Annotated in this window: 24 protein-coding genes, 1 other RNA gene, 1 pseudogene and 1 other annotated feature; of the genes and pseudogenes, 14 read left to right on the top strand and 12 right to left on the bottom strand. The window is 54.2% G+C overall.

The features are described from left to right. Window positions 1-269 precede the first annotated feature (269 nt). Both glnK and amtB read left to right on the top strand, forming a co-directional pair. A complete protein-coding gene (glnK, locus tag ACMV5H_RS06070; RefSeq protein ID WP_004949337.1) occupies window positions 270-608 on the top strand; it encodes a P-II family nitrogen regulator in 339 nt (112 codons plus the stop codon). A gap of 37 nt (window positions 609-645) precedes the next feature. Next, window positions 646-1,932: an ammonium transporter AmtB gene (gene amtB / locus ACMV5H_RS06065; protein ID WP_021180153.1), complete on the top strand. Its 1,287-nt coding sequence runs from the start codon at window positions 646-648 to the stop codon at window positions 1,930-1,932. A 53-nt stretch (window positions 1,933-1,985) separates the two neighbouring features. Here amtB and tesB read toward each other — a convergent pair whose 3' ends face one another. Next, a complete protein-coding gene (gene tesB, locus ACMV5H_RS06060) occupies window positions 1,986-2,849 on the bottom strand; it encodes an acyl-CoA thioesterase II (protein ID WP_021805471.1) in 864 nt (287 codons plus the stop codon). A 235-nt stretch (window positions 2,850-3,084) separates the two neighbouring features. Here tesB and ACMV5H_RS06055 point away from each other — a divergent pair, with 235 nt between their 5' ends. Next, on the top strand, window positions 3,085-3,573 hold the full coding sequence (locus ACMV5H_RS06055) for a YbaY family lipoprotein (protein ID WP_021180151.1): 489 nt from the start codon (window positions 3,085-3,087) through the stop codon (window positions 3,571-3,573). A gap of 54 nt (window positions 3,574-3,627) precedes the next feature. On the opposite strand, the gene ACMV5H_RS06050 is transcribed toward ACMV5H_RS06055, so the two are convergent. After that, window positions 3,628-3,942 carry an MGMT family protein gene (locus ACMV5H_RS06050; protein WP_414821593.1) on the bottom strand — a complete coding sequence of 105 codons (315 nt, stop codon included), beginning with the start codon at window positions 3,940-3,942 and terminating at the stop codon, window positions 3,628-3,630. A gap of 209 nt (window positions 3,943-4,151) precedes the next feature. On the opposite strand from ACMV5H_RS06050, the gene ffs reads away from it, so the two are divergent. Next, window positions 4,152-4,248, top strand: an RNA gene (ffs, locus tag ACMV5H_RS06045) — signal recognition particle sRNA small type. A 73-nt stretch (window positions 4,249-4,321) separates the two neighbouring features. Here the strand turns inward: ffs and ACMV5H_RS06040 are convergent. After that, window positions 4,322-6,109, bottom strand: coding sequence for an adenine deaminase (locus ACMV5H_RS06040; RefSeq protein WP_414821592.1), 1,788 nt, complete (start codon window positions 6,107-6,109; stop codon window positions 4,322-4,324). A 136-nt stretch (window positions 6,110-6,245) separates the two neighbouring features. On the opposite strand from ACMV5H_RS06040, the gene ACMV5H_RS06035 reads away from it, so the two are divergent. Then, complete coding sequence (locus tag ACMV5H_RS06035) at window positions 6,246-7,172, top strand: LysR family transcriptional regulator (RefSeq protein ID WP_414821591.1); 927 nt, start codon at window positions 6,246-6,248, stop codon at window positions 7,170-7,172. A gap of 81 nt (window positions 7,173-7,253) precedes the next feature. On the opposite strand, the gene ACMV5H_RS06030 is transcribed toward ACMV5H_RS06035, so the two are convergent. The 3 genes from ACMV5H_RS06030 to ACMV5H_RS06020 all read right to left on the bottom strand — a co-directional run bounded on the left by ACMV5H_RS06030 (window position 7,254) and on the right by ACMV5H_RS06020 (window position 8,386). Beyond that, entirely contained in the window at window positions 7,254-7,457 is a 204-nt protein-coding gene (locus ACMV5H_RS06030; RefSeq protein ID WP_021180142.1) for an HHA domain-containing protein, read from the bottom strand. A 50-nt stretch (window positions 7,458-7,507) separates the two neighbouring features. Continuing rightward, window positions 7,508-7,876 (bottom strand): Hha toxicity modulator TomB, encoded by a 369-nt coding sequence (gene tomB / locus ACMV5H_RS06025; RefSeq protein WP_021180141.1) that lies wholly within the window; start codon window positions 7,874-7,876, stop codon window positions 7,508-7,510. A gap of 156 nt (window positions 7,877-8,032) precedes the next feature. After that, on the bottom strand, window positions 8,033-8,386 hold the full coding sequence (locus tag ACMV5H_RS06020) for a hypothetical protein (protein ID WP_039995797.1): 354 nt from the start codon (window positions 8,384-8,386) through the stop codon (window positions 8,033-8,035). A 379-nt stretch (window positions 8,387-8,765) separates the two neighbouring features. Here ACMV5H_RS06020 and ACMV5H_RS06015 point away from each other — a divergent pair, with 379 nt between their 5' ends. Genes ACMV5H_RS06015 through ACMV5H_RS06005 form a run of 3 tightly spaced genes read left to right on the top strand, consistent with a single transcriptional unit; the run spans window position 8,766 to window position 11,219 of the window. Next, window positions 8,766-9,458 carry a metal ABC transporter ATP-binding protein gene (locus ACMV5H_RS06015; protein ID WP_414821590.1) on the top strand — a complete coding sequence of 231 codons (693 nt, stop codon included), beginning with the start codon at window positions 8,766-8,768 and terminating at the stop codon, window positions 9,456-9,458. Continuing rightward, the gene (locus ACMV5H_RS06010; RefSeq protein WP_059200028.1) at window positions 9,458-10,315 is read left to right on the top strand and encodes a metal ABC transporter permease; all 858 of its coding nucleotides are present in this window, start codon (window positions 9,458-9,460) and stop codon (window positions 10,313-10,315) included. The genes ACMV5H_RS06015 and ACMV5H_RS06010 overlap by 1 nt, the downstream gene beginning before the upstream one ends. Before the next feature lie 25 nt (window positions 10,316-10,340). Then, window positions 10,341-11,219 (top strand): metal ABC transporter solute-binding protein, Zn/Mn family, encoded by an 879-nt coding sequence (locus ACMV5H_RS06005; protein WP_115158625.1) that lies wholly within the window; start codon window positions 10,341-10,343, stop codon window positions 11,217-11,219. Window positions 11,220-11,326: 107 nt separating this feature from the next. Here the strand turns inward: ACMV5H_RS06005 and ykgO are convergent, their stop codons facing one another. From ykgO to sdeX, 4 genes are all read right to left on the bottom strand, one after another. Continuing rightward, window positions 11,327-11,467: a type B 50S ribosomal protein L36 gene (ykgO, locus tag ACMV5H_RS06000; RefSeq protein ID WP_115158626.1), complete on the bottom strand. Its 141-nt coding sequence runs from the start codon at window positions 11,465-11,467 to the stop codon at window positions 11,327-11,329. 12 nt (window positions 11,468-11,479) lie between these two features. Continuing rightward, the gene (locus ACMV5H_RS05995; RefSeq protein ID WP_021180135.1) at window positions 11,480-11,737 is read right to left on the bottom strand and encodes a type B 50S ribosomal protein L31; all 258 of its coding nucleotides are present in this window, start codon (window positions 11,735-11,737) and stop codon (window positions 11,480-11,482) included. Window positions 11,738-11,895: 158 nt separating this feature from the next. Beyond that, on the bottom strand, window positions 11,896-15,042 hold the full coding sequence (gene acrB / locus ACMV5H_RS05990; protein WP_094981187.1) for a multidrug efflux RND transporter permease subunit AcrB: 3,147 nt from the start codon (window positions 15,040-15,042) through the stop codon (window positions 11,896-11,898). Between the two features lie 17 nt (window positions 15,043-15,059). Next, window positions 15,060-16,241, bottom strand: coding sequence for a multidrug efflux RND transporter periplasmic adaptor subunit SdeX (gene sdeX, locus ACMV5H_RS05985; RefSeq protein ID WP_021180133.1), 1,182 nt, complete (start codon window positions 16,239-16,241; stop codon window positions 15,060-15,062). 142 nt (window positions 16,242-16,383) lie between these two features. Here sdeX and acrR point away from each other — a divergent pair, with 142 nt between their 5' ends. The 3 genes and pseudogenes from acrR (at window position 16,384) to mscK (ending at window position 20,903) form a co-directional block, all read left to right on the top strand. Further along, window positions 16,384-17,031: a multidrug efflux transporter transcriptional repressor AcrR gene (acrR, locus tag ACMV5H_RS05980; protein WP_021180132.1), complete on the top strand. Its 648-nt coding sequence runs from the start codon at window positions 16,384-16,386 to the stop codon at window positions 17,029-17,031. 21 nt (window positions 17,032-17,052) lie between these two features. Continuing rightward, window positions 17,053-17,406, top strand: coding sequence for a DsrE/DsrF/TusD sulfur relay family protein (locus ACMV5H_RS05975; RefSeq protein ID WP_021805459.1), 354 nt, complete (start codon window positions 17,053-17,055; stop codon window positions 17,404-17,406). Window positions 17,407-17,503: 97 nt separating this feature from the next. After that, window positions 17,504-20,903: pseudogene (gene mscK, locus ACMV5H_RS05970) on the top strand (mechanosensitive channel MscK). Window positions 20,904-20,933: 30 nt separating this feature from the next. On the opposite strand, the gene rsmS reads toward mscK, so the two are convergent. After that, complete coding sequence (rsmS, locus tag ACMV5H_RS05965) at window positions 20,934-21,113, bottom strand: pleiotropic regulatory protein RsmS (RefSeq protein WP_021180129.1); 180 nt, start codon at window positions 21,111-21,113, stop codon at window positions 20,934-20,936. A 132-nt stretch (window positions 21,114-21,245) separates the two neighbouring features. Next, entirely contained in the window at window positions 21,246-21,782 is a 537-nt protein-coding gene (priC, locus tag ACMV5H_RS05960) for a primosomal replication protein PriC (RefSeq protein ID WP_059200031.1), read from the bottom strand. A gap of 147 nt (window positions 21,783-21,929) precedes the next feature. Here priC and ACMV5H_RS05955 point away from each other — a divergent pair, with 147 nt between their 5' ends. The 3 genes from ACMV5H_RS05955 (at window position 21,930) to dnaX (ending at window position 25,314) form a co-directional block, all read left to right on the top strand. Then, window positions 21,930-22,310 carry a DUF454 family protein gene (locus tag ACMV5H_RS05955; RefSeq protein ID WP_059200032.1) on the top strand — a complete coding sequence of 127 codons (381 nt, stop codon included), beginning with the start codon at window positions 21,930-21,932 and terminating at the stop codon, window positions 22,308-22,310. 147 nt (window positions 22,311-22,457) lie between these two features. After that, window positions 22,458-23,009, top strand: coding sequence for an adenine phosphoribosyltransferase (gene apt / locus ACMV5H_RS05950; RefSeq protein WP_021180126.1), 552 nt, complete (start codon window positions 22,458-22,460; stop codon window positions 23,007-23,009). 352 nt (window positions 23,010-23,361) lie between these two features. After that, on the top strand, window positions 23,362-25,314 hold the full coding sequence (dnaX, locus tag ACMV5H_RS05945) for a DNA polymerase III subunit gamma/tau (protein WP_414821589.1): 1,953 nt from the start codon (window positions 23,362-23,364) through the stop codon (window positions 25,312-25,314). Continuing rightward, window positions 24,647-24,711 (top strand) — a sequence feature (DnaX frameshifting element). It overlaps the preceding gene by 65 nt. Window positions 25,315-25,331: the final 17 nt, after the last annotated feature.

The following is a 25,331-nucleotide window of genomic DNA, read 5'->3' as shown; positions in this document are numbered from 1 at the left end:
AAGCAAGGGCTCCGCTCCAGGAGCCCGCACCACCAACAGGCAATAGCGCTTTTCAACTCCCTCCTACTGCACTTTCCCAACGCGTAATGCACCAAAAAAGTGCGCAATCTTCCGGCTGCGATCTCTGCTTTCGTCCAGTGCTGGCCTCTGGTTGTGGGTATTTCTATATAATCAATTGAATTTAAATAAAAAATAATTTGTGGCACAGCCTTTGCTTTATGTGACTCGTACCGGGGGTAAGTTTTTGGGCTTAATCGTGGAGAGGCAATATGAAGCTGGTTACCGTGGTGATCAAACCATTCAAGTTAGAGGACGTGCGTGAAGCTTTATCCTCTGTAGGTATTCAGGGGCTGACCGTAACCGAAGTCAAAGGCTTTGGCCGCCAGAAGGGTCATGCCGAGCTCTATCGCGGAGCAGAGTACAGCGTCAATTTCTTACCTAAGGTCAAAATTGATATCGCTATTGCCGATGACCAACTGGATGAAGTGGTTGATGTGATTAGCAAGGCGGCCTACACCGGCAAGATCGGTGACGGCAAAATTTTCGTTGCCGAATTGCAACGTGTGATTCGAATTCGTACCGGCGAAACCGACGAAGCGGCTCTGTGATCGCAGGCTCAGTCAACTGAATGGGGATGGATTGATAATGAAAAGACTGTTATCCACGTTGGGCCTGAGTTTGGTAACCCTGGTTCCTTCTTTGGCTCTGGCCGCTCCGGCGGTGGCAGACAAGGCGGACAACGCCTTTATGATGATTTGCACCGCGCTGGTGCTGTTTATGACTTTACCGGGTGTGGCGCTGTTCTACGGCGGTCTGTTGCGCTCGAAGAACGTCCTCTCAATGTTGACTCAGGTGACCGTCACCTTTGCCCTGGTGTGTGTGCTATGGGTTATTTACGGCTACAGCCTGGCGTTCAGCGAAGGTAACGCGTTCTTCGGTGGTTTCCAGACGGTGATGCTCAAAGGGATCGGGATAGATAGCCTGACCGGCACCTTTAGCCAGATGATCCACGTGGCGTTCCAGTGCTCCTTCGCCTGCATTACCGTGGCGTTGGTGGTGGGCGGCTTTGCTGAGCGCATCCGCTTCTCTGCGGTGGTTATTTTTGCCGCCATCTGGTTCACGATTTCCTACTTGCCAATCGCGCACATGGTTTGGGGCGGTGGTTTCCTGGCAACCGACGGCGCGTTGGATTTTGCGGGCGGTACCGTGGTGCATATCAACGCCGCGAGCGCTGGTCTGGTGGGGGCCTATCTGTTGGGTAAACGTGCCGGCTATGGTAAAGAGGCCTTCAAGCCACACAACCTGCCGATGGTATTTACCGGAGCCTCGATCCTGTATATCGGCTGGTTTGGCTTCAACGCCGGTTCAGCCAGTGCGGCCAACGGTATTGCAGCGCTGGCGTTCCTCAATACGGTAATAGCCACTGCCGGTGCAATCCTCTCCTGGACCTTTGCCGAGTGGGTCGTACGGGGCAAACCTTCTCTGCTGGGAGCCTGCTCGGGCTGTATCGCTGGTCTGGTTGCGATTACGCCAGCGGCAGGTACCGTGGGTGTAGGCGGTGCGCTGATTATCGGCCTGGTAGGTGGTATTGCTGGTCTGTGGGGCGTGGTTACGCTGAAGAAATGGCTGAAAGTAGACGACACCTGCGATGTGTTTGGTGTGCACGGGGTTTGCGGTATCGTTGGCTGTCTGTTGACCGGTGTCTTTACCGCCTCATCACTGGGCGGAACGGGCTATGCCGATGGCGTTACCATGGGGCATCAGGTATGGGTCCAGTTGATGAGCGTTGTTGTGACGCTGGTGTGGTCAAGCGTGGCCGCGTTTATCGCCTTTAAGGTCGCCGGGGCCGTGGTGGGGCTGCGTGTACCGGAAGAGCAGGAACGCGAAGGCCTGGATGTGAACAGCCACGGCGAGAATGCTTACAACCAGTAAAATACGTTGAATTAAACCCTGAGGGGGCGATGGAAACATCGCCCCTTTTTCATTTAAATATCGCGCTTGCGGATCACGCCTTCTTGCACAGTCGTGGCTACCAGCACACCGTCGCGGGTGTAGAACTGGCCGCGCACAAAGCCACGGGCACCTGAGGCTGAGGTGCTTTCTACCGCATACAGCAGCCAATCGTCCATGCGGAACGGACGGTGGAACCACATTGAATGGTCAATGGTCGCCACCTGCATTCCCGGCTCTAGGAAACCGACACCATGCGGCTGTAGCGCCGTCAGCAGGAAGTGGAAGTCAGAGGCGTAGCCAAGCAGATACTGATGGATCCGCAGGTCGTCCGGCATGGTACCATTGGCGCGGAACCAGACATGGCGATAAGGCTCTTCCACGCTGCCCTTCAACGGGTTGTGGAATTTCACCGGGCGCATTTCGATCGGCTTCGGGCCAATGAATTTGTCGCGCACCTTTTCCGGCAGCATATGCGACAGCTTTTGTGCAATTTCTGACTCCGACATCAATCCTTCCGGCGGTGGAACATCCGGCATGGTGTTTTGGTGCTCAAAACCCTGCTCGGGGCTTTGGAAAGAGGCCGTCATATAGAAAATGGGTTTGCCATTTTGAATGGCGCTAACGCGCCGCGCGCTGAAACTATTGCCGTCGCGCAGGGTTTCTACGTCATAAACAATCGGTTTGCTGCTATCCCCAGGGCGCAGGAAATAGCTGTGGAAGGAGTGAACGATACGCTCCGCAGGAACGGTTTGCTTGGCAGCATACAGCGCCTGGCCGACCACCTGACCGCCAAAGACCTGGCGTAACCCCAGATCTTCGCTTTGGCCACGAAATAAACCTTCTTCAATTTTTTCCAAATCCAGCAGTTCGAGGAGGTTGTGCAGTGCCTGGCTCATAAAGTGGCGATCCTTTTAGTTATCATGTTGCGCAGTGTGCTGAATATGATGGCAGGACGTCAATATATTGCGTTATTTCGGCGGAGGAAGCTGTTGCAGCCAGAGGCATGCGTCATGAGCCCTTCGGGCTATTTAGGTCTAGTCCGATAGGCAGTTGTTAGTATTTTGTGCTAGGTTTAATCAGTGTGGTGGTTTAAGCCACTAGCATGTAACTAATAATAAAGGAGACCGACCCATGAAACTCTGGCAAATGGTAGGGGGAGCAGCTGCATTGACGATCACACTGGCAGGCTGTGCCCACAAGAATGCGGATGTGCCAACGCAGACGGCTAACGCTGCGGCCTCGCAAACGCAGATCCAAGGCCCGGTGGTCAAGGGCTCAGTTAATATTCGTCAGCGTATCGCGCTGCCACCGGATGCGGTACTGACCGTGACCCTGTCCGATGCATCACTTGCTGATGCCCCTTCACGAGTGATTTCACAGCAGGCGATACGTACCGAGGGTATGCAGAGTCCGTTCCGCTTTACGCTACCGTATAACCCTGCGGACATTCAGCCTAATGCGCGTATCATCCTGAGCGCGGCGATTACGGTGAATGGCCAGTTGATGTTTATCACCGACACGATCCAGGAAGTGATTAACCGCAATGGGACCCAGGCCGATCTGCTGCTGGTACCGGTACAAAACGTTCCGGTTCAGGTCACTCCGACCCCAGCTCCGTAAGCAGCAGTGCCTGCATCTGACAGCCTTTGCGCCTCTGGCCAGAGGCTGTTTTTTTTACCCGTGCCAACCATACAGTTCAAAATCAACCGTGCTCTGCGGGCCGAAAATAATTCCCTCTGCCAGTAACGCCTGCCGTTGGCGCTGAAAATCTTCACCCTGCTGTGAGATCTGCCCGTGGCGGTTAATGACCCGGTGCCAGGGTAGGGTGCTGCCCTCTGGTAAACGCCGTAATACGCCGCCAACCTGGCGTGCCGCCCGGGGTGAGCCTGCCAGCCGTGCAACTTCGCCGTAGGTGGTGACCTTGCCAGGAGGAATGGCGGCCAGGATATGAAATATGCGCTGGCTGAAGGTTGCGTCTTCTGGTTGCATGGCTCTCTTCCTGCGTGATGAGTTGGGCGGCGAATATTTCGCTCCTGACAATTTAGCAACATTGCTGCTTGGTAACCAATCCAAACGAGTGCGCGATAGGGGGAGATGGGTAAGAAAACAGCGGTTGCTCCCGGTTGGCTTGCTATTTGCCTGGCCATCACCGATAATGCCCACCGCTTCGCAATTCAAGAAGCCGTCAATGGGGGCCCTGTTGGTTCTCCCGCAACACTAACTGGTGAACTCGGTCAGATCCGGAAGGAAGCAGCCGTAGCGAGTGACGTGTGTGCCGGGATGTAGCTGGCAGGGCCTCCACCAATTTCTAGCTTTCTCCCCCCAAAAAAAGCACCGACAAGCCGCCGATGCCTTACCTATATATTATTTATGCCGGGGTTTCCCAGCAGGCAACCAGCGGATCAACGATCTGGCGTGTTGTGCCGTCGGTCAGGCCCAAATCCGTCAGGTGCGGTCCGGCATTGCATGCCAGGCAGGTGCCCTCAATCGCTTTGAACACCCGGTAAGGTGGTTCCCAGTCTGCAACCTTGGCACTTAGATCGCGCAGGTTTTTAAACTGCTGCGCCAGCTGTGCAGCGGGGAGATCGGAAAGCATACCGGCGATCGGCATGGCCACCTGCGCCAATATTTCACCGTTCTGGCTGAGAGCCATGCCGCCGCCGGTAGCGATCAGCGCGTTAGCGGCCAGCGCCATGTCATTAGGATCGCGGCCCAGCACCACCAGATTATGTGAATCATGAGAGTAGCTGGTGGCAATCGCCCCGCGTAGCTCGCCCCAACCTTCCAGCAATGCCAACTGAGGCTTGGCTGGGTGCCGGGCGTGGCGATGCTGTACCCAAATCAGACTGAATCCCGGCGGGAGCTGTACCTTGCCGTCGCGGACTTCTACCGTGGTTTCATTCCATTGGGTGAAACGTGCCCCTTTGATATGGCGCAACGTGGCCTGGCCGTGACGAATGGCTGCAACCCGCATGATGAAATCATCTGCGGCCAATGGTGGCAGATGGAGCGTGTCACGTGGTGCGGATACGCCTGGCGTAGCTTGTACTGGAGCCAGCATTTTGCCTTGCTCTGCCAGACACTGGCCAGCAACGTAAACCCGGCTGGCCTGGAGGTGTTCCAGGGAGTCAAAGACGACCAGATCGGCGATCCTTCCTGCGGCAATCAGGCCCAGATCGTTACGTTGCAAGCGTATGGCGGCATTGAGCGTAGCCATCCGTAGCGCATCGGTGGCCGATAATCCGTGTTCAATCAGCAGATTGAGCAGGGCGATAACGCCGCCTTTCTCCAGCAGCATATCGGGCGGGACATCATCAGTGCAGAGGGTGATTTGGGAGGAGAAGTGCGGCAGCGATTTTAATGCCGCAACGATTTCAGGCAGCAGATAAGGGTGAGAGCCCCGGATCTCCAGCGTCAGCCCGGAGCGTAATTTCTCCAGAGCATCGGCAGCAGAGGTCAGCTCATGATCGGAGGTCACGCCTGCGGCCAGATAGGCTTGCAACTGCGGGCCACTCAAACCGCGCGCATGGCCTTCAATTAATTTGCCGCTGTTAAGCCCGGCGTTGAGGATCTCCTGCATCCGTTCGCTGCCGTGCAGCACGCCGTGCATATCCATCACTTCCGCCACGCCGCCCACTTCGGGCCAGGCTAACATGGTATCCATCTCATTGCCGCCAAAGTCGGCACCGGACATTTCCAGCCCAGGCGTCGAAGGCACGCTGGAAGGCGCTGCACAGATCACCCGCAGGGGCAGGTTGCGGCTGGCATCCACCGCGTAGCGCACTCCCGCAACGCCAAGCACGTTCGCCAATTCATGCGGATCCCAGAAGATGGTGGTGGTGCCTTGTGCGACGACGATCTCGGCATAGCGTTCTGGCAGCAGGTGGGAACTCTCAACGTGCACATGGGTATCGATCAGACCAGGGCTGAGGTAGGCTCCCGCCAGGTCTTGTGTCCGATGTGCCGTTGGCAAGGAGCCACAAGGATGAACGCTGGCGATCAGCGGGCCGACAATGCCAATATCAACCAGGCGAATTTCCCCGGTGACCATGTCGATCAGGTTGGCATTGCTCAGCAAGAGATCAAACGGCGTATTCCCCAGCGCAGCCTGTACGGCACGTTGGCGTTCACCGTTACTGACAGAAAAGGTGGTCATGATAATCCCCGGAATAAGAGTAAGGGAGTTACTGTAGGCGGGGGCGTAAGCTTTGCACAGATGATTTAATTTATTGCGTGATAAGAAACGTTTATGCTGTGGTAAACGTTTACCTCTTTTTCTGGCAGGTTAGGTTATGTCCGAGCCATGGCGACGGTTACCCGCGCTTTCCCTCAAGCAAATTCAGTACTTTGTGACCCTGGCGCAGCTACGACATTTCACTGATACCGCCAGCCGTCTGGCGATCAGCCAGCCCGCGTTAAGCAGTGCGTTGAGGCAAATTGAAACCGTGCTTGGCGGGAAGTTAGTCAATCGAACGGCCTCTGCTGTGACCCTGACGGAACTAGGCACGGCGATCCTGCCGCATGCGCAACGGCTGCTGAATGTGGCTCACGCTACCTTTGATGATATGCAGCGCGTCATGTTGGCCGGAGGGGATGGCACGTTACGTATCGGTCTGGTGCCTTCGGTGAGCAACCTGCTGTTTCCTGCGGTACCGCGATTGCTGGCGCAACATTTCCCGCGGTTACGCGTAGAATTCCACGATCAAACCAATGATTCCCTGCTGCTACAGTTGGAAAATGGGCAGATAGATTTCGGCATAGGGGCTTTGGACAGCTCGGTGCCAGATCGGCTTGAGATTTATCCGTTGCAGGAAGATCCGTTTGTGGCGGTGATGCGCCGGGACGATCCCTTGGCGGATCCATATCATCTGCCCTGGCGGCAATTGGCAAACAGAGATATTGCGGTATTTTCGAAAGGGAATAGCAGTCGATTGGTATCGGCACTGGCGGAAAGCCATCGTCTGAACTTAACGGCGCGTTATCAGGTCGATTTTCTGGAAACGCTGTATGGTTTGGTGCGGTCACAATTAGCGGTGGCTATTTTGCCGCAGCTTTATACGACGCATTTAAACGATGAAGAATTAACCGTTATTCAATTACAACAGCCATTACTTAACCGCACTGTGGCACTTATGCGCAGCGCAAAACAAAGTCACTCACCTTTAATTGAAAACTGTTTCCAGTTGCTACTGCACGATTTTCAACTCAGGGGCAAGTAAACTTGAGTTTTTAAGATAATGCTTAATCTGAGCGACCATTGAAGCCGATAATATTATCGGCTCAACGCAAGGCTACTTTGATTACCTTACAAATTTCCAAACGGCGACCGGAATTTTATCGTATAGCTTGTTCATGGTCAGTTCGGCCAGGCGATGATCGGCGGCAGAGTAGAACAGCTCTAGCTCATCGTCAGAAAGTTCGTACTTATTTTTCTCGATCACGCGCTCAAGGGTTTCAATCGTGGTGCATTTACGCAAACGCATCAGATAGTCAATTTTTGTCATGATAACCTTTAGTCTTATTAACCATAAATTTATTTGAGGATAATTATCCCCTAAGTTTTCATTGTGGTACAGACGCCCTCTCCTGAGAACAATCTGAATGTGCGTGCCTTGGTTTTTTGCCAGCGACGCAAATCGGAGTCATTAATACCGTAGCTGCTAAACAGGGTATAGGTATCGTCGAGGTACTCTTCGACCAGTTCCGATAAATCACCTTCGTCCATGTATTTAATTTTAAAACTCATTACAAACGAAGCAATATGTTCGATCAGCTCATTAAGCTGCAGATTGACGGCGGACGTTGGATCGTTTACCCAGCCGTGATGGCTGTCACCCAGGGTAGCGATGCCTTCGTCGTACAAATTTTCACACAAAAATTTGAGTTGAGCAATATCGTGCCTTTTAGGCGAATACTCATCCATATCATCCCCCGTCAGTCTTAATTTCGGTGTTGATAACACTCTGTGAGTACATTGATTTACATCATATGTTGTGAAGCTTAGCTCAGGCTTAATAAACTTTCAGCATATTAAATATAAATCATTTTTTGCCATTTAGCCTGTTACTATTACCGAAACTTACAATTCGTCAGCGGTTGATGGCCGTGAGTTGTCGATAACCTCAAACACCAAACCCTTTTCCGTCACGGTAAAAGTGACAGAATCATTTATGTATTCGTCACCACTGATATCCAGGCATGCGTTAAAAATCGACCACTGATAGCGGTAACTCATTGAATACTCGCTATTACCGATGCAGTTAATCTCAATAATTTCTAATGAGCCTTCCACATAGCGTGCATTCTCGGAGTAAAAGCTTAGCCCACTGGTGAGCACCGGTACCAAGTCAGATAATTGATTATCGACCACTTTCCTTAATTGTTTCACAGAAAGTGTGTCTACTTCGGAACAACGGCTTAGCGTTACTAGCATTTGGATATCTGGTTGTATCACATTCTATGCCTCTATCTTACTCCTTTTCCAGCCTTGATGGGCAAACTTTTCACTGGTTAACGCTTTTTTACCCAGCTTTGAGATTTTTACCGCTCGATAGTTCTGCCGCTCACCCAGCAGCATCAGCTCGATAGCCTGGAAATGTTACGTTCCGTTGCACTATTGGCACTTGAACGACTTGAGGATCTCTAGATTATGTGATGTTATATTATTACATTTTTGTCATCTTTTTGGCGATAACCATGCTGCCTTTCCTTCCCGTTACCCTGTTTACCTCAGCCGCAGTCTTGCGCTGCGGAGCCGTTAGCGTATTGCTGACCTTGCTATGGCTAGCCATTGCGTGGGCGGTTGCGCTGCCATGATAACGCTACAAAATGCCATCGTGGGTTATGACCACACCCCTCTGTTTCCGCCGTTATGCGGTCGTTTTGCCGCCGGTTCATTAACGGCGGTGATTGGCGTTAACGGCGCCGGCAAATCTACGTTGATGAAGTCGTTGGCCGGGTTGCACCCGCTGCTGGGCGGCAAGCTATATTTTGCGGGCGGGAAGGCTCCGGCGATGGCCTATTTGCCACAACTGGCGGAGCTGGATCGTCAATTTCCTGTTCTGGTTCAGGATTTGGTCGCTATGGGCTGCTGGCCGCAAAGCGGCCTGTTTGGCGGTGTGAATAAACGCTCCATGCAGCTTATTGCTGGCGCGTTAGACACCGTGGGCATGAGTTCCATGGCGCGTGAGGCGGTGGGGGAGTTATCCGGTGGGCAGCTGCAACGCGTACTATTTGCCCGTTTACTGGTCCAGCAAGCGCCACTGATTTTACTGGATGAGCCCTTCACCGGCATCGATGCGGCAACCACTCAACTGTTGCTGCAGGTCATTGCGCAGTTACACCGGCAGGGAAGAACGGTGATTGCCGTATTGCACGATATGTCTACCGTAGCCAACCATTTCCCCGAAGCGTTGTTGCTCACCCCTGAACTCTGCCATTGGGATAACGCCGAGCGCGTGTTAGCGCATTATTCGACGGCGGCTAATCAGAGGGGGGCCGCGTAATGACGCTACTCCATCTGCTGCTCGATCCTTTTGTCTCTTTTGGTTTTATGCGCCGTGCATTGGTTGCTTGCCTGGCAATATCGCTGAGCGCTGCACCACTAGGCGTGTTTTTATTGCTGCGCCGGATGAGCCTGGTGGGTGATGCGCTTTCCCATGCGGTATTACCCGGTGCAGCAATCGGCTATCTGATTTCTGGCATGTCACTGGTAGCCATGGGCGTAGGGGGATTTATTGCCGGGTTGGCCGTAGCCATGCTGTCCGGGCTGGTGAGCCGCAAAACCCCGTTAAAAGAGGACGCCAGCTTTGCGGGTTTCTATCTGGGGTCGCTGGCGTTGGGCGTCACGCTGGTCTCTTTACGCGGCTCGAGCGTTGATCTGCTGCACGTACTGTTTGGCTCGATCCTGGCGGTGGATGCGCAGGCGTTGGTTATGGTAGGCATTATCGCCAGTATTTCGCTGATGATGCTGGCAGTGCTGTATCGGGCTCTGGTGATTGAATCCTTTGACAGCACTTTTTTACGCGTCAGTGCACCAGGCTCGCTGGCGTGGATCCACGGGCTTTTTCTTGCTTTGGTGGTGATCAACCTGGTGGCCGGTTTTCAAATCCTTGGCACCCTGATGTCGGTGGGGCTGATGATGCTACCGGCGACCTGCGCCCGGTTCTGGGCGCGAGATTTACCGCAGACATTAGCCGTGGCTATGGGGATTGGGTTGCTCGCCAGCCTGGTTGGTCTGGAGTGGTCCTACTACGCTTCATTGCCCGCAGGCCCGGCGATTGTCCTCAGTGCCAGCGTGATGTTTTTAATGTCGATTTTGTTTGGGACGCGTGGCGGGATGTTGCGCCGTGCGCGTCATTGAGAAGTGCTATCTGCAAGGAGAAAACATGAAATCTTTATCCATAACACTGGTGGCAGCTGCTCTGCTCGCCAGCCCGTTAGCGCAGGCGAAAACCGTTGAGGCCGTGGCCAGCTTTTCTATTCTTGGCGATATCGTCAAACAGGTGGGGGGTGAACATGTAAAGGTCAGCACGCTGGTTGGCCCTGATGGCGATCCGCACAGTTTTGAGCCATCGCCGCAAGACAGCAAGCAGCTGGCGCAGGCCGATGTGGTGTTTGTCAGCGGATTGGGGCTTGAAGGTTGGATCGATCGGTTGGTGAAGGCTTCCGGTTATCAGGGGCCGGTGATCATCGCATCCAAAGGGATCGAGTCGCGCAGCATGGAAGAAGAGGGCAAACAGGTCACCGATCCACACGCCTGGAACAGCATGAACAATGGCGTGCAGTATGCGACCAACGTGATGAATGCGCTGATCGCTGCGGATCCTGACGATGCCGCCTATTTCCGCCAACGTGGTGGTGAATATATTCAACAGCTTCAGCAGCTCGATGGTTGGGCCAAAGCACAGTTCGCAGCGGTGCCACAGCAAAAGCGCAAGGTGCTTACCAGCCATGATGCTTTCGGCTATTTTGGCCAAGAATACGGCGTCACTTTCCTTGCCCCGGTCGGTTTTTCTACCGAGGCTGAAGCCAGCGCCAGCGATGTTGCCGGGTTGATCAAGCAGATCAGGCAGGAAAAGGTTCATGCCTACTTTATTGAGAACCAAACGGATCCGCGCTTGGTGCAGCAGATCGCGGCAGCAACGGGGGCGAAAGCGGGAGGTGAGTTGTATCCTGAAGCACTATCCAAACCGCAAGGCCCGGCAGCCAGCTATGTGCAGGCATTCAAACACAACGTCGAGGCCATTGTTGGCAGCATGAAGTAAATTTTCCTCCCACCGCATGCGGTGGGTTTTTCCTTTGCAGTGGCATTTGGCAATAAAAAAGCCCCGTTGAGCAGCAACGGGGCTTTGGTTACCAGTGACACTTTGGCTTAACGCTTCTTCTTACGTCCCTGTACCGCTTTATAACGCGGGTTGGACTTACAAATCACAAAGATGCGGCCATGACGGCGCACAACTTTGCAATCCGGATGGCGACCCTTCGCCGAACGTAGTGAACTCAATACTTGCATCATCAACCCCGATTATTTTCTGCTGTTAACCAAATGGCCAAACCGCTGCTGGAAGCGCGCGGTGCTACCTTCTTTTGAGAACTCTTTCTGCTTGCCGGTGTAGTACGGATGCGAAGCGGAAGAGACATCTATGGTGACGTAGGGCCAGCTTTTACCTTCAAGCTCGATAGTGCGATCGGTTTTGATGGTCGACCCCACCTTGAAGTAGGTATCGGCGCTAAGATCGTGAAATACCACGGTGCGGTAGTCTGGATGGATGCCTGCCTTCATGATAACCTCAATTGTTATGTTATACTATAACAATTATTATGCACCTCTCTGGGATCGGGATCAACCTCAAAATTGCGTGGATCAGCGTTGGGTCTATTGGCTAACTAGCAGGCATAAAAAAGGCCGCTTGCGCGGCCTTGGTTGTCAGTAGGAAAGCATCAGTGATGCTTAACCGGATGGGCGTGTTCCATATCTTCAGTCTTTTTACTGAAGCGGCGGCGAACCACCACGAAGAACACCGGTACGAAGAAGATTGCCAAGACGGTAGCTGTCACCATCCCGCCCATTACGCCGGTACCTACCGCGTTCTGAGCGCCGGAGCCTGCGCCGCTGCTGATAACCAGCGGCATAACCCCGAGGATAAAGGCCAGTGACGTCATCAGGATTGGACGCAGACGCATACGTACCGCTTCCAACGTTGATTCGATCAGCCCTTTACCTTCTTTATCCATCAGGTCCTTGGCGAATTCCACGATCAATATCGCGTTCTTCGCCGACAACCCAATGGTTGTCAACAAGCCTACCTGGAAGTAAACGTCATTTTCCAGCCCGCGCATGGTCGCGGCCAACAGAGCACCGATGACGCCCAGTGGCACAACCAACATAACGGAGAACGGAATCGACCAGCTCTCATACAGAGCAGCCAGACACAGGAACACCACGATCAGTGAGATGGCGTACAGTGACGGAGCCTGGTTACCGGACAGACGTTCCTGATAGGACATACCGGTCCAGTCATAGCCGACGCCGTTTGGCAGTTTCGCCGCCAGCTGTTCCATCATGTCCATCGCTTCACCGGTACTCTTACCCGGGGCAGCCTGGCCAAGGATTTCCATTGATGGCAGACCGTTGTAGCGTTCCAGACGCGGTGAACCGAACTCCCATTTCGCCGTGGAGAAGGCGGAGAACGGAACCATCTGCCCGGTGCTACCTCGCACATACCAGTTATTGATATCATCAGGCAGCATACGGAACGGAGCATCAGCCTGCACGTACACTTTCTTCACACGACCGCGGTCGATAAAGTCGTTCACATACGAGCCGCCCAGTGCGGTGCCGAGAGTCGTATTAATATCGCTCAGGGAAACACCCAGCGTTTGTGCTTTCTCCTGATCGACGATCAGTTTGAACTGAGGCGTATCTTCCAAGCCGTTCGGGCGAACGCCGACCAGCAAATCAGGATGTTCTGCCGCCATGCCCAACAGCTGGTTACGTGCTGCGGTCAGTTTTTCGTGACCCAGGTTAGCCTGATCGATCAACTGGAAGTCGAAGCCGGTCGCCGTCCCCAGTTCCACAATCGCTGGTAGGTTAAAGGCAAATACCAAGCCGTCTTTAATCTGCGAGAAAGCTCCCATTGCACGAGCAGCAATTGCCGGTACCTTGTTCTCTTCACCTTTACGCTCAGACCAGTCTTTCAGGCTGACAAACGCCAAACCGGTGTTCTGACCCTGGCCGCTGAAGCCGAAGCCATTAACTGTGAACACCGAGTTAATGTTGTTACCTTCTTTCTCGTGGTAGTAGCGGTTAACTTCGTCCAGGACTTTCTGGGTACGTTCCTGAGTGGCACCCGCTGGCATTTGTACCATGGTCAGCAGGATGCCCTGGTCTTCGTCCGGCAGGAACGAGGAAGGCAAGCGCATGAACAGCACCGCCATACCAACCACGATCAGCAGGTAGATCACCAGATAACGCCCGGTGCTACGCAAAATGTTCGCTACGCTATCGGTATAGTGGTGGGTGCTCTTCTCAAACAGGCGGTTGAACCAGCCGAAGAAGCCGGTCTTGATGCCGTGATCGCCTTTCGGGATCGGTTTGAGCATGGTGGCACACAGCGCAGGCGTCAGGATCAACGCCACCAATACCGACAGCACCATGGCGGAAACGATGGTAATCGAGAACTGGCGATAGATTGCCCCGGTTGACCCACCGAAGAAGGCCATCGGGATAAATACCGCTGACAGCACCATGGCGATACCCACCAATGCGCCCTGGATCTGTTCCATCGATTTCTTGGTGGCTTCTTTTGGCGGCAGGCCTTCTTCAGCCATGACACGCTCGACGTTTTCTACCACCACGATGGCGTCATCCACCAGCAGGCCTATCGCCAACACCATGCCGAACATCGTCAGGGTGTTTATCGAGAAGCCAAACATTGCCAGGATGGCGAACGTCCCCAGCAATACTACCGGCACGGCGATCGTTGGGATCAGCGTAGCGCGGAAGTTCTGCAGGAACAGATACATCACCAGGAACACCAGGATGATCGCTTCAATCAGGGTTTTTACCACTTCGTTAATGGAAATCTTAACGAATGGGGTGGTGTCATAAGGGTAAACAACTTTCAGACTTGCAGGGAAGAACGGTTCCAGTTTGGCCAGTTCTGCCTTGACTTCTGACGCCGTGTTCAGGGCGTTGGCACCGGTTGCCAGCTTGATACCGATACCGGCAGCAGGCTTACCGTTATAACGGGCAATGACGTTGTAGCTCTCACCGCCCAGTTCAACCTTGGCCACATCACTCAGGCGTACCTGCGAGCCGTCCGGGTTGACTTTCAGCTGGATCTTGCTGAATTCTTCCGGTGAGGTCAGGCGGGTTTGCGCGATGATCGAGGCGTTCAGCTGTTGGCCTTTCACCGGTGGAGTCCCACCGAGCTGGCCTGCAGCAACCTGGTTGTTCTGAACCTTGATCGCAGCGATAACATCGCCCGGGGTCAGTTGGTAGTTGTTCAGTTTGTTGGGATCAAGCCAGATACGCATCGCGTACTGGGCACCGAACAGTTGAACGTCACCCACACCAGAGGTACGGCTGATAGGATCCTTGATGTTGGAACCTACATAGTCCGCGATATCCTCCTGCGTCATGCTGCCATCTTCGGAAATAAAGCCCGCGACCATCAGGAAGCTGCTGCTTGATTTCTCAACGCTAACGCCCTGTTGCTGTACTTCCTGCGGCAGCAGCGGCATTGCCAGCTGCAGCTTGTTCTGTACCTGTACCTGAGCGATATCAGGGTCGGTACCAGAGTTGAAGGTCAACGTAATCTGGACGTTACCGGACGAGTCACTGTTGGAGGACATGTACAGCAGGTTATCGATACCGTTCATATTCTGTTCGATAACCTGCGTCACGGTATCCTGCACCGTTTTGGCGTCAGCGCCCGGGTAGTTGGCGGAGATCGTGACTGCTGGTGGCGCAATGGTCGGATATTGCGCGATAGGCAGCTTCATGATCGACAAGATGCCCGCCAACATAATGATGATGGCGATTACCCATGCAAATATGGGGCGATCTATAAAGAACTTAGCCATGTATTACCGGCTCCTTTTTATGACTTCTTCTCGGGTTCAGACGCAGTCTGTGGCTTGCTATCAACTTCTTGCGCTTTCACCTGAACGCCAGGTCTGATTTTCTGCAGGCCAGAAACAATGACGCGATCGCCCGGTTTCAAACCAGCCGTCACCAACCACTTGTCGCCAATCGCCTGCGCGGCGGTCAGCGTACGTACTTCCACTTTATCGTCCGCACCGACAACCATCGCGGTAGCTTCGCCACGCGGGTTACGGGTGACGCCCTGTTGCGGAACCAGCAAGGCATCGGTACGCACGCCTTCGTCCAGACGGGCGCGCACGAACATACCTGGCAGCAAGGCATCGTTCGGGTTAGGGAAGATGGCACGAATAGTGATGGAACCGGTGGTTTCATCAACGGTCACGTCGGAGAATTCAAGCGTTCCTTCTTGCGCATAGGCCTGGCCGTTTTCCAGCAGCAGTTTCACTTTGGCCTTGCCGTTTTCCTGTTTCAGGGTGCCGTTAGCCAATTCCTGTTTCAGGCGCAGATAGTCGTTGCTTGACTGGGTCACGTCGACATACATCGGATCCAGTTGTTGCACGGTAGCCAGCGCATTGGCCTGACCGGAAGTCACCAGCGCCCCTTCGGTTACCGATGAAAGGCCGATACGACCAGAGATTGGGGAAGTCACTTTGGTGTAAGCCAGGTTGATACGCGCGGTTTCCACTGCGGCCTTGGCAGCGATCACGGAAGCGTTAGCCTGCAGCAGTGTGGAGTTGGCATTATCGAAGTCTTGCTTACTGATGTAGCTAGTACCCAGTAAAGGCTTGTAACGGTTGACCGTCAGACGCGCGATTTCTGCCGCGGCCTGGGCTTTGGCCAGGTCGCCTTTGGCACTGTCATAAGCGGCTTGATAGGTCGCTGGATCGATTTGATACAGTGAAACACCCGCCTTGATGTCGCTGCCTTCAGTAAAGTTGCGTTTCAGGATGATGCCACTAACCTGAGGGCGAACTTCGGCGATGCGGTATGCTGCGGTACGGCCAGGAAGATCGGTAGTAATATTGAGAGGTTCAGCCTTCAGCGTCACCACACCCACGGCAGGAGCCTGGTGTTGGGCCTGTTGCTGGGTTTCTTTATCGTTACATCCTGTAAGCACTAAGCTGCCTGAAAGCATCAGAACTGCCGCCAGAGGCGTTAACCCTCTGTTTTTGTTCATAGAAAAACCTCAAGTGTCCGATTTCAAATTGATCAATGGATCACAAGCTTTAAAACCCATTGCTGCGTTAATTTTATCTGCGTGCTATGGTACATACATTCGCGAATGTATGTAAATCACACCGCCCCTAAAAAACAACATCATGGCACGAAAAACCAAACAGCAGGCGCAAGAAACACGACAACAGATCCTCGACGCCGCAGTGAGGGAATTCTCCGAGCGTGGCGTTTCGGCAACCTCTTTGACTGATATCGCAACCGCTGCCGGGGTTACGCGTGGTGCAATTTACTGGCACTTCAAGAACAAGGTAGACCTGTTTAATGAAGTTTGGGAGCTCTCAGAGTCGAAAATAGGCGATCTGGAGATAGAGTATCAGGCAAAGTATCCCGATAATCCACTGCGTATTTTAAGAGAAATTCTGATTTATATTCTGACCGCTACGGTCGATGACTGTCGGCGCCGGGCATTGATGGAGATCGTGTTCCATAAATGCGAATTTATTGGCGAAATGATGCCGTTACATGACGCTCGCAAGGTGCTTTACCTTGAAGGCTATGATCGTATCGAACGCGTTTTACGCAACAGTATGGATCACGGGCAACTCCCTGCCGATCTGCATACCCGCCGGGCCGCAATCATCCTGCGTGCTTACATCACCGGCCTGATGGAGAACTGGCTGTTTATGCCGGAAAGCTTTGATCTCAAAGCCGAGGCGAGTATCTTGGTCGACAGCTTCCTAGAAATGGCGCAGCTTAGCCCTTCCCTACGTGTGAACGCGCCAGCCCGGTAGACCTCGATAAGGAGAATCCAAATGTCATCTCTGTTACTGATTGCCAACGGTGCGGCTTATGGCCAGGAATCGTTGTTCAATGCGCTACGTCTGGCGATCACCCTGAAAGAACAGCAGCCCAAGCTGCAGTTAAAACTATTTCTGATGTCCGATGCGGTCGTGGCGGGCATTGCCGGGCAGCAGCCGCGTGAAGGTTATCATTTGCAGCAGATGCTGGAAATTCTGACGGCGCAACAGGTACCGGTCAAACTCTGTAAAACCTGTGCCGATGCCCGTGGCGTCAGCCAACTGAAGCTGGCCGATGGCGTAGAAATTGGCACGCTGGTGGAATTGGCTCAGTGGACGCTGGCGGCAGAGAAAGTGCTGACTTTCTGAGTCCCAGGCGATTCATGTCCTGCAATGCTTTTCTTATTCATCGCCGACCTGCGATCGTGATAACCTTGACGCTTGATGGTTAAACCGACGCTAAATCATGAGTCGCAGGCGTATTCTCCCCGTAGTACAAACTGTTTCCCTGTCTTACGCTGCGGGCCAATTCCGCATTATTACGCTATGGTTTTTGTTGTTGGCGGCGCTGGTTCTGCCTTTGGGCGCGTTCGCGGCACAAAGCGGCGACCTCCCTGCGCGCAGTGACATTCAGAGCCAGATAGAGGCGCTGAACAAACAGAAAAACCTGACGCCGGTCGAAAAGCTCTCTCTACAGGACTTAAATCGCACGCTGGAACTGCTTGACGGCATCGATCGTATCAAGCAAGAGGTCAATCAGCTTAAACAGCAGGTTCAGCAGGCCCCGGCCAAGTTACAACAGGTCACACGGGATCTGGAGTCGCTGAAAAATCCGGCTGATGAAGCGGTGACGCGAGCCGAACTGCTACCGCTTTCCCTGCGTCAGTTGGAAAGCCGCCTGTATCAGACGTTGGACGAACTGCAGGACACCCAGGAAAGCCTCTCCACCTACAACAGCCAGCTTATCTCACTGCAGACCCAGCCAGAGCGCGTACAGAGCAGTATGTACACGGCTTCCCAGCGCCTGCAGGAAATCCGTAACCTGCTAAGCGATCGTGCACCGGGGCAGCAGGTATTACGCAGCACCCAGCAGGTCATGCTCAATACGGAGCAGGTGTTGCTCAATGCTGAGATAGACCTGCAACGCAGAAGCCTGGATGCCAACACAACGTTACAAGACCTGCTCCAGAAGCAGCGTGATTACACCACCATGAACATCGATGCCCTGGATCACCGAGTGCAGGTGTTGCAGGATGTGGTAAACAGCAAACAGCAAACGGCTGACGCTGTCGGAAAAAACGGCGAAAGAGGCGCAGAATCCGGAGGATACCAGCGATATCCAGAGCGACAAACTGGTGAGCAAAGAGCTGAACATCAACCGGCAAATCAGCCAGCGGCTGATCACCGCCACGCAAGAAAGTAATACCCTGTTCCAGCAAAATATTCAGGTGAAAAACTGGCTCGATCGCGGCCTGCAATCGGAACAAAACCTGAAAGAGCAGATCCAGGTGCTGAAGGGCAGCCTGGTGTTATCGCGCATTCTTTATCAGCAGCAGCAAAACCTGCCGCCGGGCACATTGGTGGCGGATATGAGCACCCAGATCGCGGATTTACGGCTGGAGCAGTTTGAGATCAACCAGCAGCGCGATGAGCTGTTCAAGGGCGATGACTTCATCAATAAGCTGGTGGCGGACAGTAAGGAAAAGGCCAACGGCGACGTGCTTGACGCGTTGAATGAAATTGTCGATATGCGCCGTGAGCTGCTCGATCAACTGAATAAACAGCTCAATAACCAACTGTCGTTGGCCATCAACCTGCAGATTAATCAGCAGCAATTGACCAGCGTCTATAGCTCGGTACAGGACACGCTGACCCAGCAGATTTTCTGGGTTAACAGCAACAAGCCTATCGATTTCGCTTGGCTCAAGGGGCTGCCTGGCGCGGTGAAAGAACAGCTGGCCGGGCTGGATTTTAAATTCGAACCCGGACAGTTGCTGTTGGGCGGACTGCATGCCCTGGTGTTCCTGATCCCGTTGCTGGTAGTGATTGGCCTACTGCGCTGGCGCTACCGCCTGATTGACAGGCATCTGCAAAAGCTGGCCAATGATGTCGGCCAGCTAAAGCGCGATAGCCAACTGCATACGCCGAAAGCCATTCTGCTCACCTTATTAAAGGTGTTACCGGGCTCTTTACTGTTGCTCGGTGCCGGGTTCTGGTTCTATCGGGCCGATTTCAGCATCAGCGATTTTATCTGGGCCTTGTCACAACAGCTGGCGTTATTCTGGTTGGTGTTTGGCTTCACTTTCCGCATGCTGGCCCCGGGAGGTATTTCGCAGCGGCATTTTAATATCCCGGCCGATCGCTGTGCGCACTATCGCCGCCAGACCTTCAGGTTGGGACTTGCCCTGTTACCACTGATCTTCTGGTCAGTGCTGGGCGAAAAAGCCCCGCTGAGATTGGTCGAAGATGTTATTGGCCAGGTGGTGGTGATCCTGACATTGGCGCTATTATCGGTGTTGGTGTTCCCTATCTGCCGCGACCATTGGCGTGAAAAAGACTCCCATAAAGTGCGGTTGCTGATGGTCACTGCGCTGGCTGCCACACCGGTGATCCTGCTAGGGCTGATGTTTGCCGGTTACTTCTATACCACGTTACGTTTGGCTGGCCGTTGGATCGATAGCCTCTATCTGTACTTCCTGTGGAATATCGTTTATCTGGCAGCGATCCGTGGCCTGAGCGTGGCCGCTCGTCGGTTGGCCTATCGCCGTGCCCTTGCGCGCCGCCAAAACCAGGCCAAAGAGAAAGAGGGGGCCGAAGGTAACGAGCCGGTAGAGGAACCCCCACTGGCGCTGGATCAAATCAACCAGCAGTCGCTGCGTTTGACCACCATGGTGCTGTTTCTGATCTTCGCCAGTGCGTTTTATGCGATATGGTCGGATCTGGTCACGGTGATCTCCTACCTCGACAGCGTTACCCTATGGCATTACTCCAGCAACGTGGCGGGCAGTGTGATACCGCAGGCGGTAACGTTGGGCAATATGATGGTGGCCGTCCTGGCGGTGATCGTCGCTTACGTCATGACGCGTAACCTGCCGGGGTTGCTGGAAGTGTTGGTGTTATCCCGCCTGCAGTTGCGGCAGGGGGCGTCTTACGCCATCACCACCATTCTGACCTATCTGATCACGGCGGTAGGGACCATCACTGCGTTAGGATCGCTGGGCGTCTCTTGGGACAAGCTCCAGTGGCTGGTGGCGGCGCTGTCGGTAGGTTTGGGCTTCGGTTTACAGGAAATCTTTGCCAACTTCGTTTCCGGCCTGATCATTCTGTTTGAACGCCCGGTGCGGATCGGCGATACCATCACCATCGGCACGTACTCCGGGACGGTCAGCAAGATCCGGATTCGCGCTACCACCATTACGGACTTTGACCGTAAAGAAGTGATCATTCCTAACAAAGCGTTTGTCACCGAGCGGCTGATTAACTGGTCACTGTCAGACACCATTACCCGCGTGCTGATTAAAGTGGGAGTGGCCTATGGCTCCGATCTGGACAAGGTCAAGGCGGTGCTGTTGCAGGCGGCGCATGAAAACCCGCGCGTGATGACGGATCCTGAGCCGATGGTCTTTTTCCTCAACTTTGGTGCCAGCACGCTGGATCATGAGCTGCGGTTGTACGTGCGTGAGCTGCGCGATCGCAGCTATACCGTGGATGAACTGAACCGGGCGATTGACCGCCTATGCCGTGAGAACGACATTAATATCGCCTTCAACCAGTTGGAAGTGTACCTGCATAACCAGCAGGGCAACGAAGTGCAGGAGGTCAAGCGGGCGCAGGTTCCAGGCATCGGTGATCACCCTGCGGTGTAGGAACCTGGTGATAACGCTAGCGGGCCATGATCATTGGCCCGCGGGCAAATATGGTGAGGTGATGCCTGCACGCTGCATCTTTTCCTGATAGTCTTTTCTGACAATGTCCAGCGCGGCCAGCGCCGTTGCCGGATCGATCTCGTTGCATTCCAGCAGGTAAATCAAGTCTACCGCCAGTTGTAATTCTGGGGAGGCATTCTCTAGCGACATAAGTCCAACGTTGGTGTGAGTAAAGGGATCTTCGCGTGTTTTAAACGCAGGAGAGACGAGATTGTGCTTTGGCTGAGTATAGTGAACCTGGCGCGGGGAGGGGAATAATCATTAAAATATTGTGACAAATATTCAAAAACCGTTTTCTTTTCGCTCGATACTGCGCTCTATGCGCGCCAACGCTTGCCGACAACGCACTAATCTGCCCTCGAATGCGGCCAGTTCCTGTTGTAGTTTCTTCTGCGCGGCGAAGGTGGTTTGTTGCCCTAACAGACTTTCGCGGTCCTGGATCATGGCGATCAGGCGGCGTTCATAATCCTGATGTTCGGCGAGCTTATGGTACAAATCGACCACCGCCACTTCCTTCGGCTGATTTTTACGCCGTATCGTCTGGGTTGCCATTTCGCGCTGTAACGCGGTGAGCTGTGCCACCAGCTTTTCTGCCAGAAAGGCGACGTGGGCGGTACGGTTGTCTTTGACCGCCGTTTGTAGCTGGGCAAAGTTCTTTTGTATCTCGGCCAGATAATCTCGTAACCGCGTGCCGTGGTTGGAGAACAGGGCAACGTCAAACCGCGCCTGCGAGATCGGAGTATCACCTCGCGGTTGGATTTCGCTGGCCAGGGCGGCGATCTGTTGTTCAAGCGCCTGTAATAAGCGTTGCGTAGTCACGTGAGATCCTTTGATAAGGCAGTAAGTGCCTAAGCTTGCCCGTGAAAGAGAGATCAGACAAGCTTCGGATGGATAAAGCCGCCAACTGGCAGCATTATGGCCAAGGATGCTACAGTAAACGGGCCATCATGATAGGTAAGGACAGGCATGACTCGTTGGTTGTTGATTATACTGGGTTGGTTAGCCGTGGTGCTGGCAACGTTGGGCGTGGTGCTGCCACTGCTGCCAACGACCCCATTTCTGTTGTTGGCTGCCTGGTGCTTTGCACGCTCTTCACCGCGGTTTCATCATTGGTTGCTGTATCGCTCCTGGTTCGGTTCTTATTTGCGGCATTGGCAACAGCATAAGGCGTTACCGCCAGGAGCCAAGTGGAAAGCGGTGCTGGTTATTGTCCTGACTTTTGCCGCTTCCCTCTGGTTGGTGAACCTTTGGTGGGTGCGAGGTGTACTGCTGGCGATCCTGGTTATTTTGCTGACCTTTATGCTCAGGCTGCCAGTTATTGACCTGCCGCAACAAAAACAGCGCTGATCGTGCGGCGTCAGTTGCATTTATCCGCCTTTTTGCATAGATTTGGGCGTTTTCGTGCGCAGGTTTCCTCCCGACGTTTTTTTGTTCAAAGCGTGGTGGTTGCAGGCCTGTGTGGAAGTTATCAGGTAGTTTTATCAGGCAATAACTATGACCGCGACTGCGCAACAGCTTCAGTATATTAGAGACAGTATCAAAACCATTCCCGACTACCCGAAGCCGGGTATTCTGTTCCGTGATGTGACCAGCCTGTTGGAAAACCCGCTGGCGTATGCTTCCAGTATTGAACTGCTGGTCGAACGTTACCGCGATACGGGCGTCACCAAGGTGGTGGGTACTGAAGCGCGTGGTTTCCTGTTCGGCGCACCGGTAGCGTTGGCGCTGGGCGTTGGCTTTGTGCCGGTACGCAAACCGGGCAAATTGCCGCGTGCGACGCTGAGCGAAAGCTATGAGCTGGAATACGGCACCGACAAGCTGGAAATTCACACCGATGCCATCGTTGCTGGCGACAAAGTACTGGTCGTTGACGATCTGCTGGCCACCGGTGGCACGATCGAAGCCACCGCTACGCTGATCCGCCGTTTGGGTGGTGAGGTGACAGACGCGGCATTCATCATCAACCTGCCGGACCTCGGGGGCGAAACGCGCCTGAATAATCTGGGTATCAATTGCTACTGCCTGCTCGACTTCGCCGGGCATTGATAGCTTCGATAGACAACCCCGTGGTTCGCTGCGGGGTTGACGTAGAATCACTACTTCCCCGTATTCTCTGCTGTATTCTGACATTTTCTGTTTCGCCCCCATCAGTTCCTTGCTAAAAATGCCAAAGCGTTCCCTATCTTGACGGGCTAACAGGTTTGCACCTGGCAGGCATGATGCAAAGTTATAGGAATGACGGCGGGCGTACTGTTACACTAAAGTGTGAGTGGCCATCGGACGATAAAGGGTATCGGTTCAACCTCGGTACCAGCAGGCCGCCCACATGGCAATGTCCTCGACGTTGTGGTGTACTACTTGGGTTGAAATTACTCCATAAATCAGTGATGAAGTCTTAATGAGCTATCAGGTTCTTGCCCGTAAGTGGCGCCCCCAAACGTTTGCAGAGGTTGTCGGACAAGAGCATGTCCTGACGGCGCTGGCTAATGGCCTCTCTCTGGGGCGGATCCATCACGCCTATCTGTTCTCTGGCACGCGTGGCGTGGGTAAAACCACCATTGCGCGTCTGTTGGCCAAAGGTTTGAACTGCGAAACAGGCATCACTGCGACGCCCTGCGGCCAATGTGATAACTGCCGTGAAATTGAGCAGGGGCGCTTTGTCGATCTGATCGAGATCGATGCCGCCTCCAGAACCAAAGTGGAAGATACTCGCGATCTGCTCGATAACGTGCAATACGCCCCGGCGCGTGGCCGTTTCAAGGTTTACCTGATCGATGAAGTCCACATGCTCTCGCGCCACAGCTTCAATGCGTTGCTGAAAACGCTGGAAGAGCCGCCTGCGCACGTCAAGTTCCTATTGGCAACCACCGATCCGCAGAAGCTGCCGGTCACTATTCTTTCTCGCTGCCTGCAATTCCATCTTAAAGCGATGGACGTGGAACAAATCCGCACCCAGTTGGAAACCGTCTTGCTGGCAGAGCACATCACCAGCGATGCCCGCGCGTTGCAACTGTTGGCACGCGCCGCCGATGGCAGTATGCGCGATGCCCTCAGCCTGACCGACCAGGCGATTGCCATGGGGCAGGGGCAGGTGACGACCGACACCGTCAGCCAGATGCTGGGGACGTTGGATGATGAGCAGCCGCTGGCCATCCTGGAAGCCCTGGTGAGTGCCGACGGTGAAAAAGTGATGGCGCAGGTCGCCCAGGCAGCGTCACGCGGCGTGGATTGGGAAAACCTGCTGGTGGAGACGCTGGCGCTGCTGCACCGCATTGCGATGGTGCAACTGCTGCCCTCGGTGCTGGACAATCATTACGCTGCGATTGAGCAGCGGTTACGTGAGCTGGCGCGTACCCTGCCGCCAACGGACGTACAGCTTTATTATCAAACCTTGCTGGTTGGCCGCAAAGAGTTGGCCTTTGCCCCGGATCGCCGTATGGGCGTAGAGATGACCCTGCTGCGCGCGCTGGCGTTTCACCCCAAAGCGGTGATCCCAGAGCCGGTGGCCATGGTACAGACCGCGCCCGCACAGCCGCAGGGGAATATGGCCGTTGCGCCACCTTCTCCCTATCCAGATGCCCCACCTCCCTTGGGGCAGGCTGCGTCAGTGCAGAATACTCAACCAACAAATTTACCGGATGCTACCGCGCAGTTACTTAAAGCGCGAACCCAGTTGCTGCGGCAACAGGGGGCATCCACCGCAAAAAAGAATGAGCCGGCGGCGCCAGGAATAGCGCGGCCGGCTAACTCGGCACTAGAGCGTTTAGCCTCGGTAACCGAACGCAGCCAGAAGCGTCAGGCCGAAAAGATCGTGACGGAGAAGCCGGCCAAGCCGGAGGCCTATCGCTGGCGTGCGCTTACCGAACCTGAAGCCGCGCCGGAACCGCTGGCCACGCCAAAAGCGTTGCGTACGGCGCTCGAACATGAAAAAACGCCTGAGCTGTCGGCTAAACTGGTGGTTGAGTCCATCGAGCGCGATCCTTGGGCGGCAGAGATCGACCAGCTAAAAATACCGAAACTGGTGCAGCAACTGGCGTTAAACGCCTTTAAGCAGCAGCTGGCTCCGGACAGCATTTGTCTCCACCTGCGGTCTTCGCAGCGTCATCTGAATTCGCCTTCGGCACAGAAGACACTGGCGCAGGCACTCAGTGAGTTACATAGCCGCACGGTTGAACTCAGCGTGGTGGAAGACGATAATCCGGCGGAGCGGACTCCGCTGGAGTGGCGGCAAGCCATTTATGAAGAAAAACTGGCGCAGGCTCGCCAGTCCATCGTTGCGGATACCAATATCCAGACTCTGCGTCGGTTCTTCGATGCAGATCTGGATGAAGAGAGTATTCGCCCTATTTAACGCGGCGCACGGTGCGC

Origin of the sequence: Serratia sp. N21D137, from assembly GCF_047530005.1 — a bacterium.
GTDB classification, from domain to species: Bacteria; Pseudomonadota; Gammaproteobacteria; order Enterobacterales; family Enterobacteriaceae; genus Chania; species Chania fonticola_B.
The sequence above is the reverse complement of the archived record's forward strand: the minus strand, read 5'-3'. Positions and strand labels throughout refer to the sequence as shown.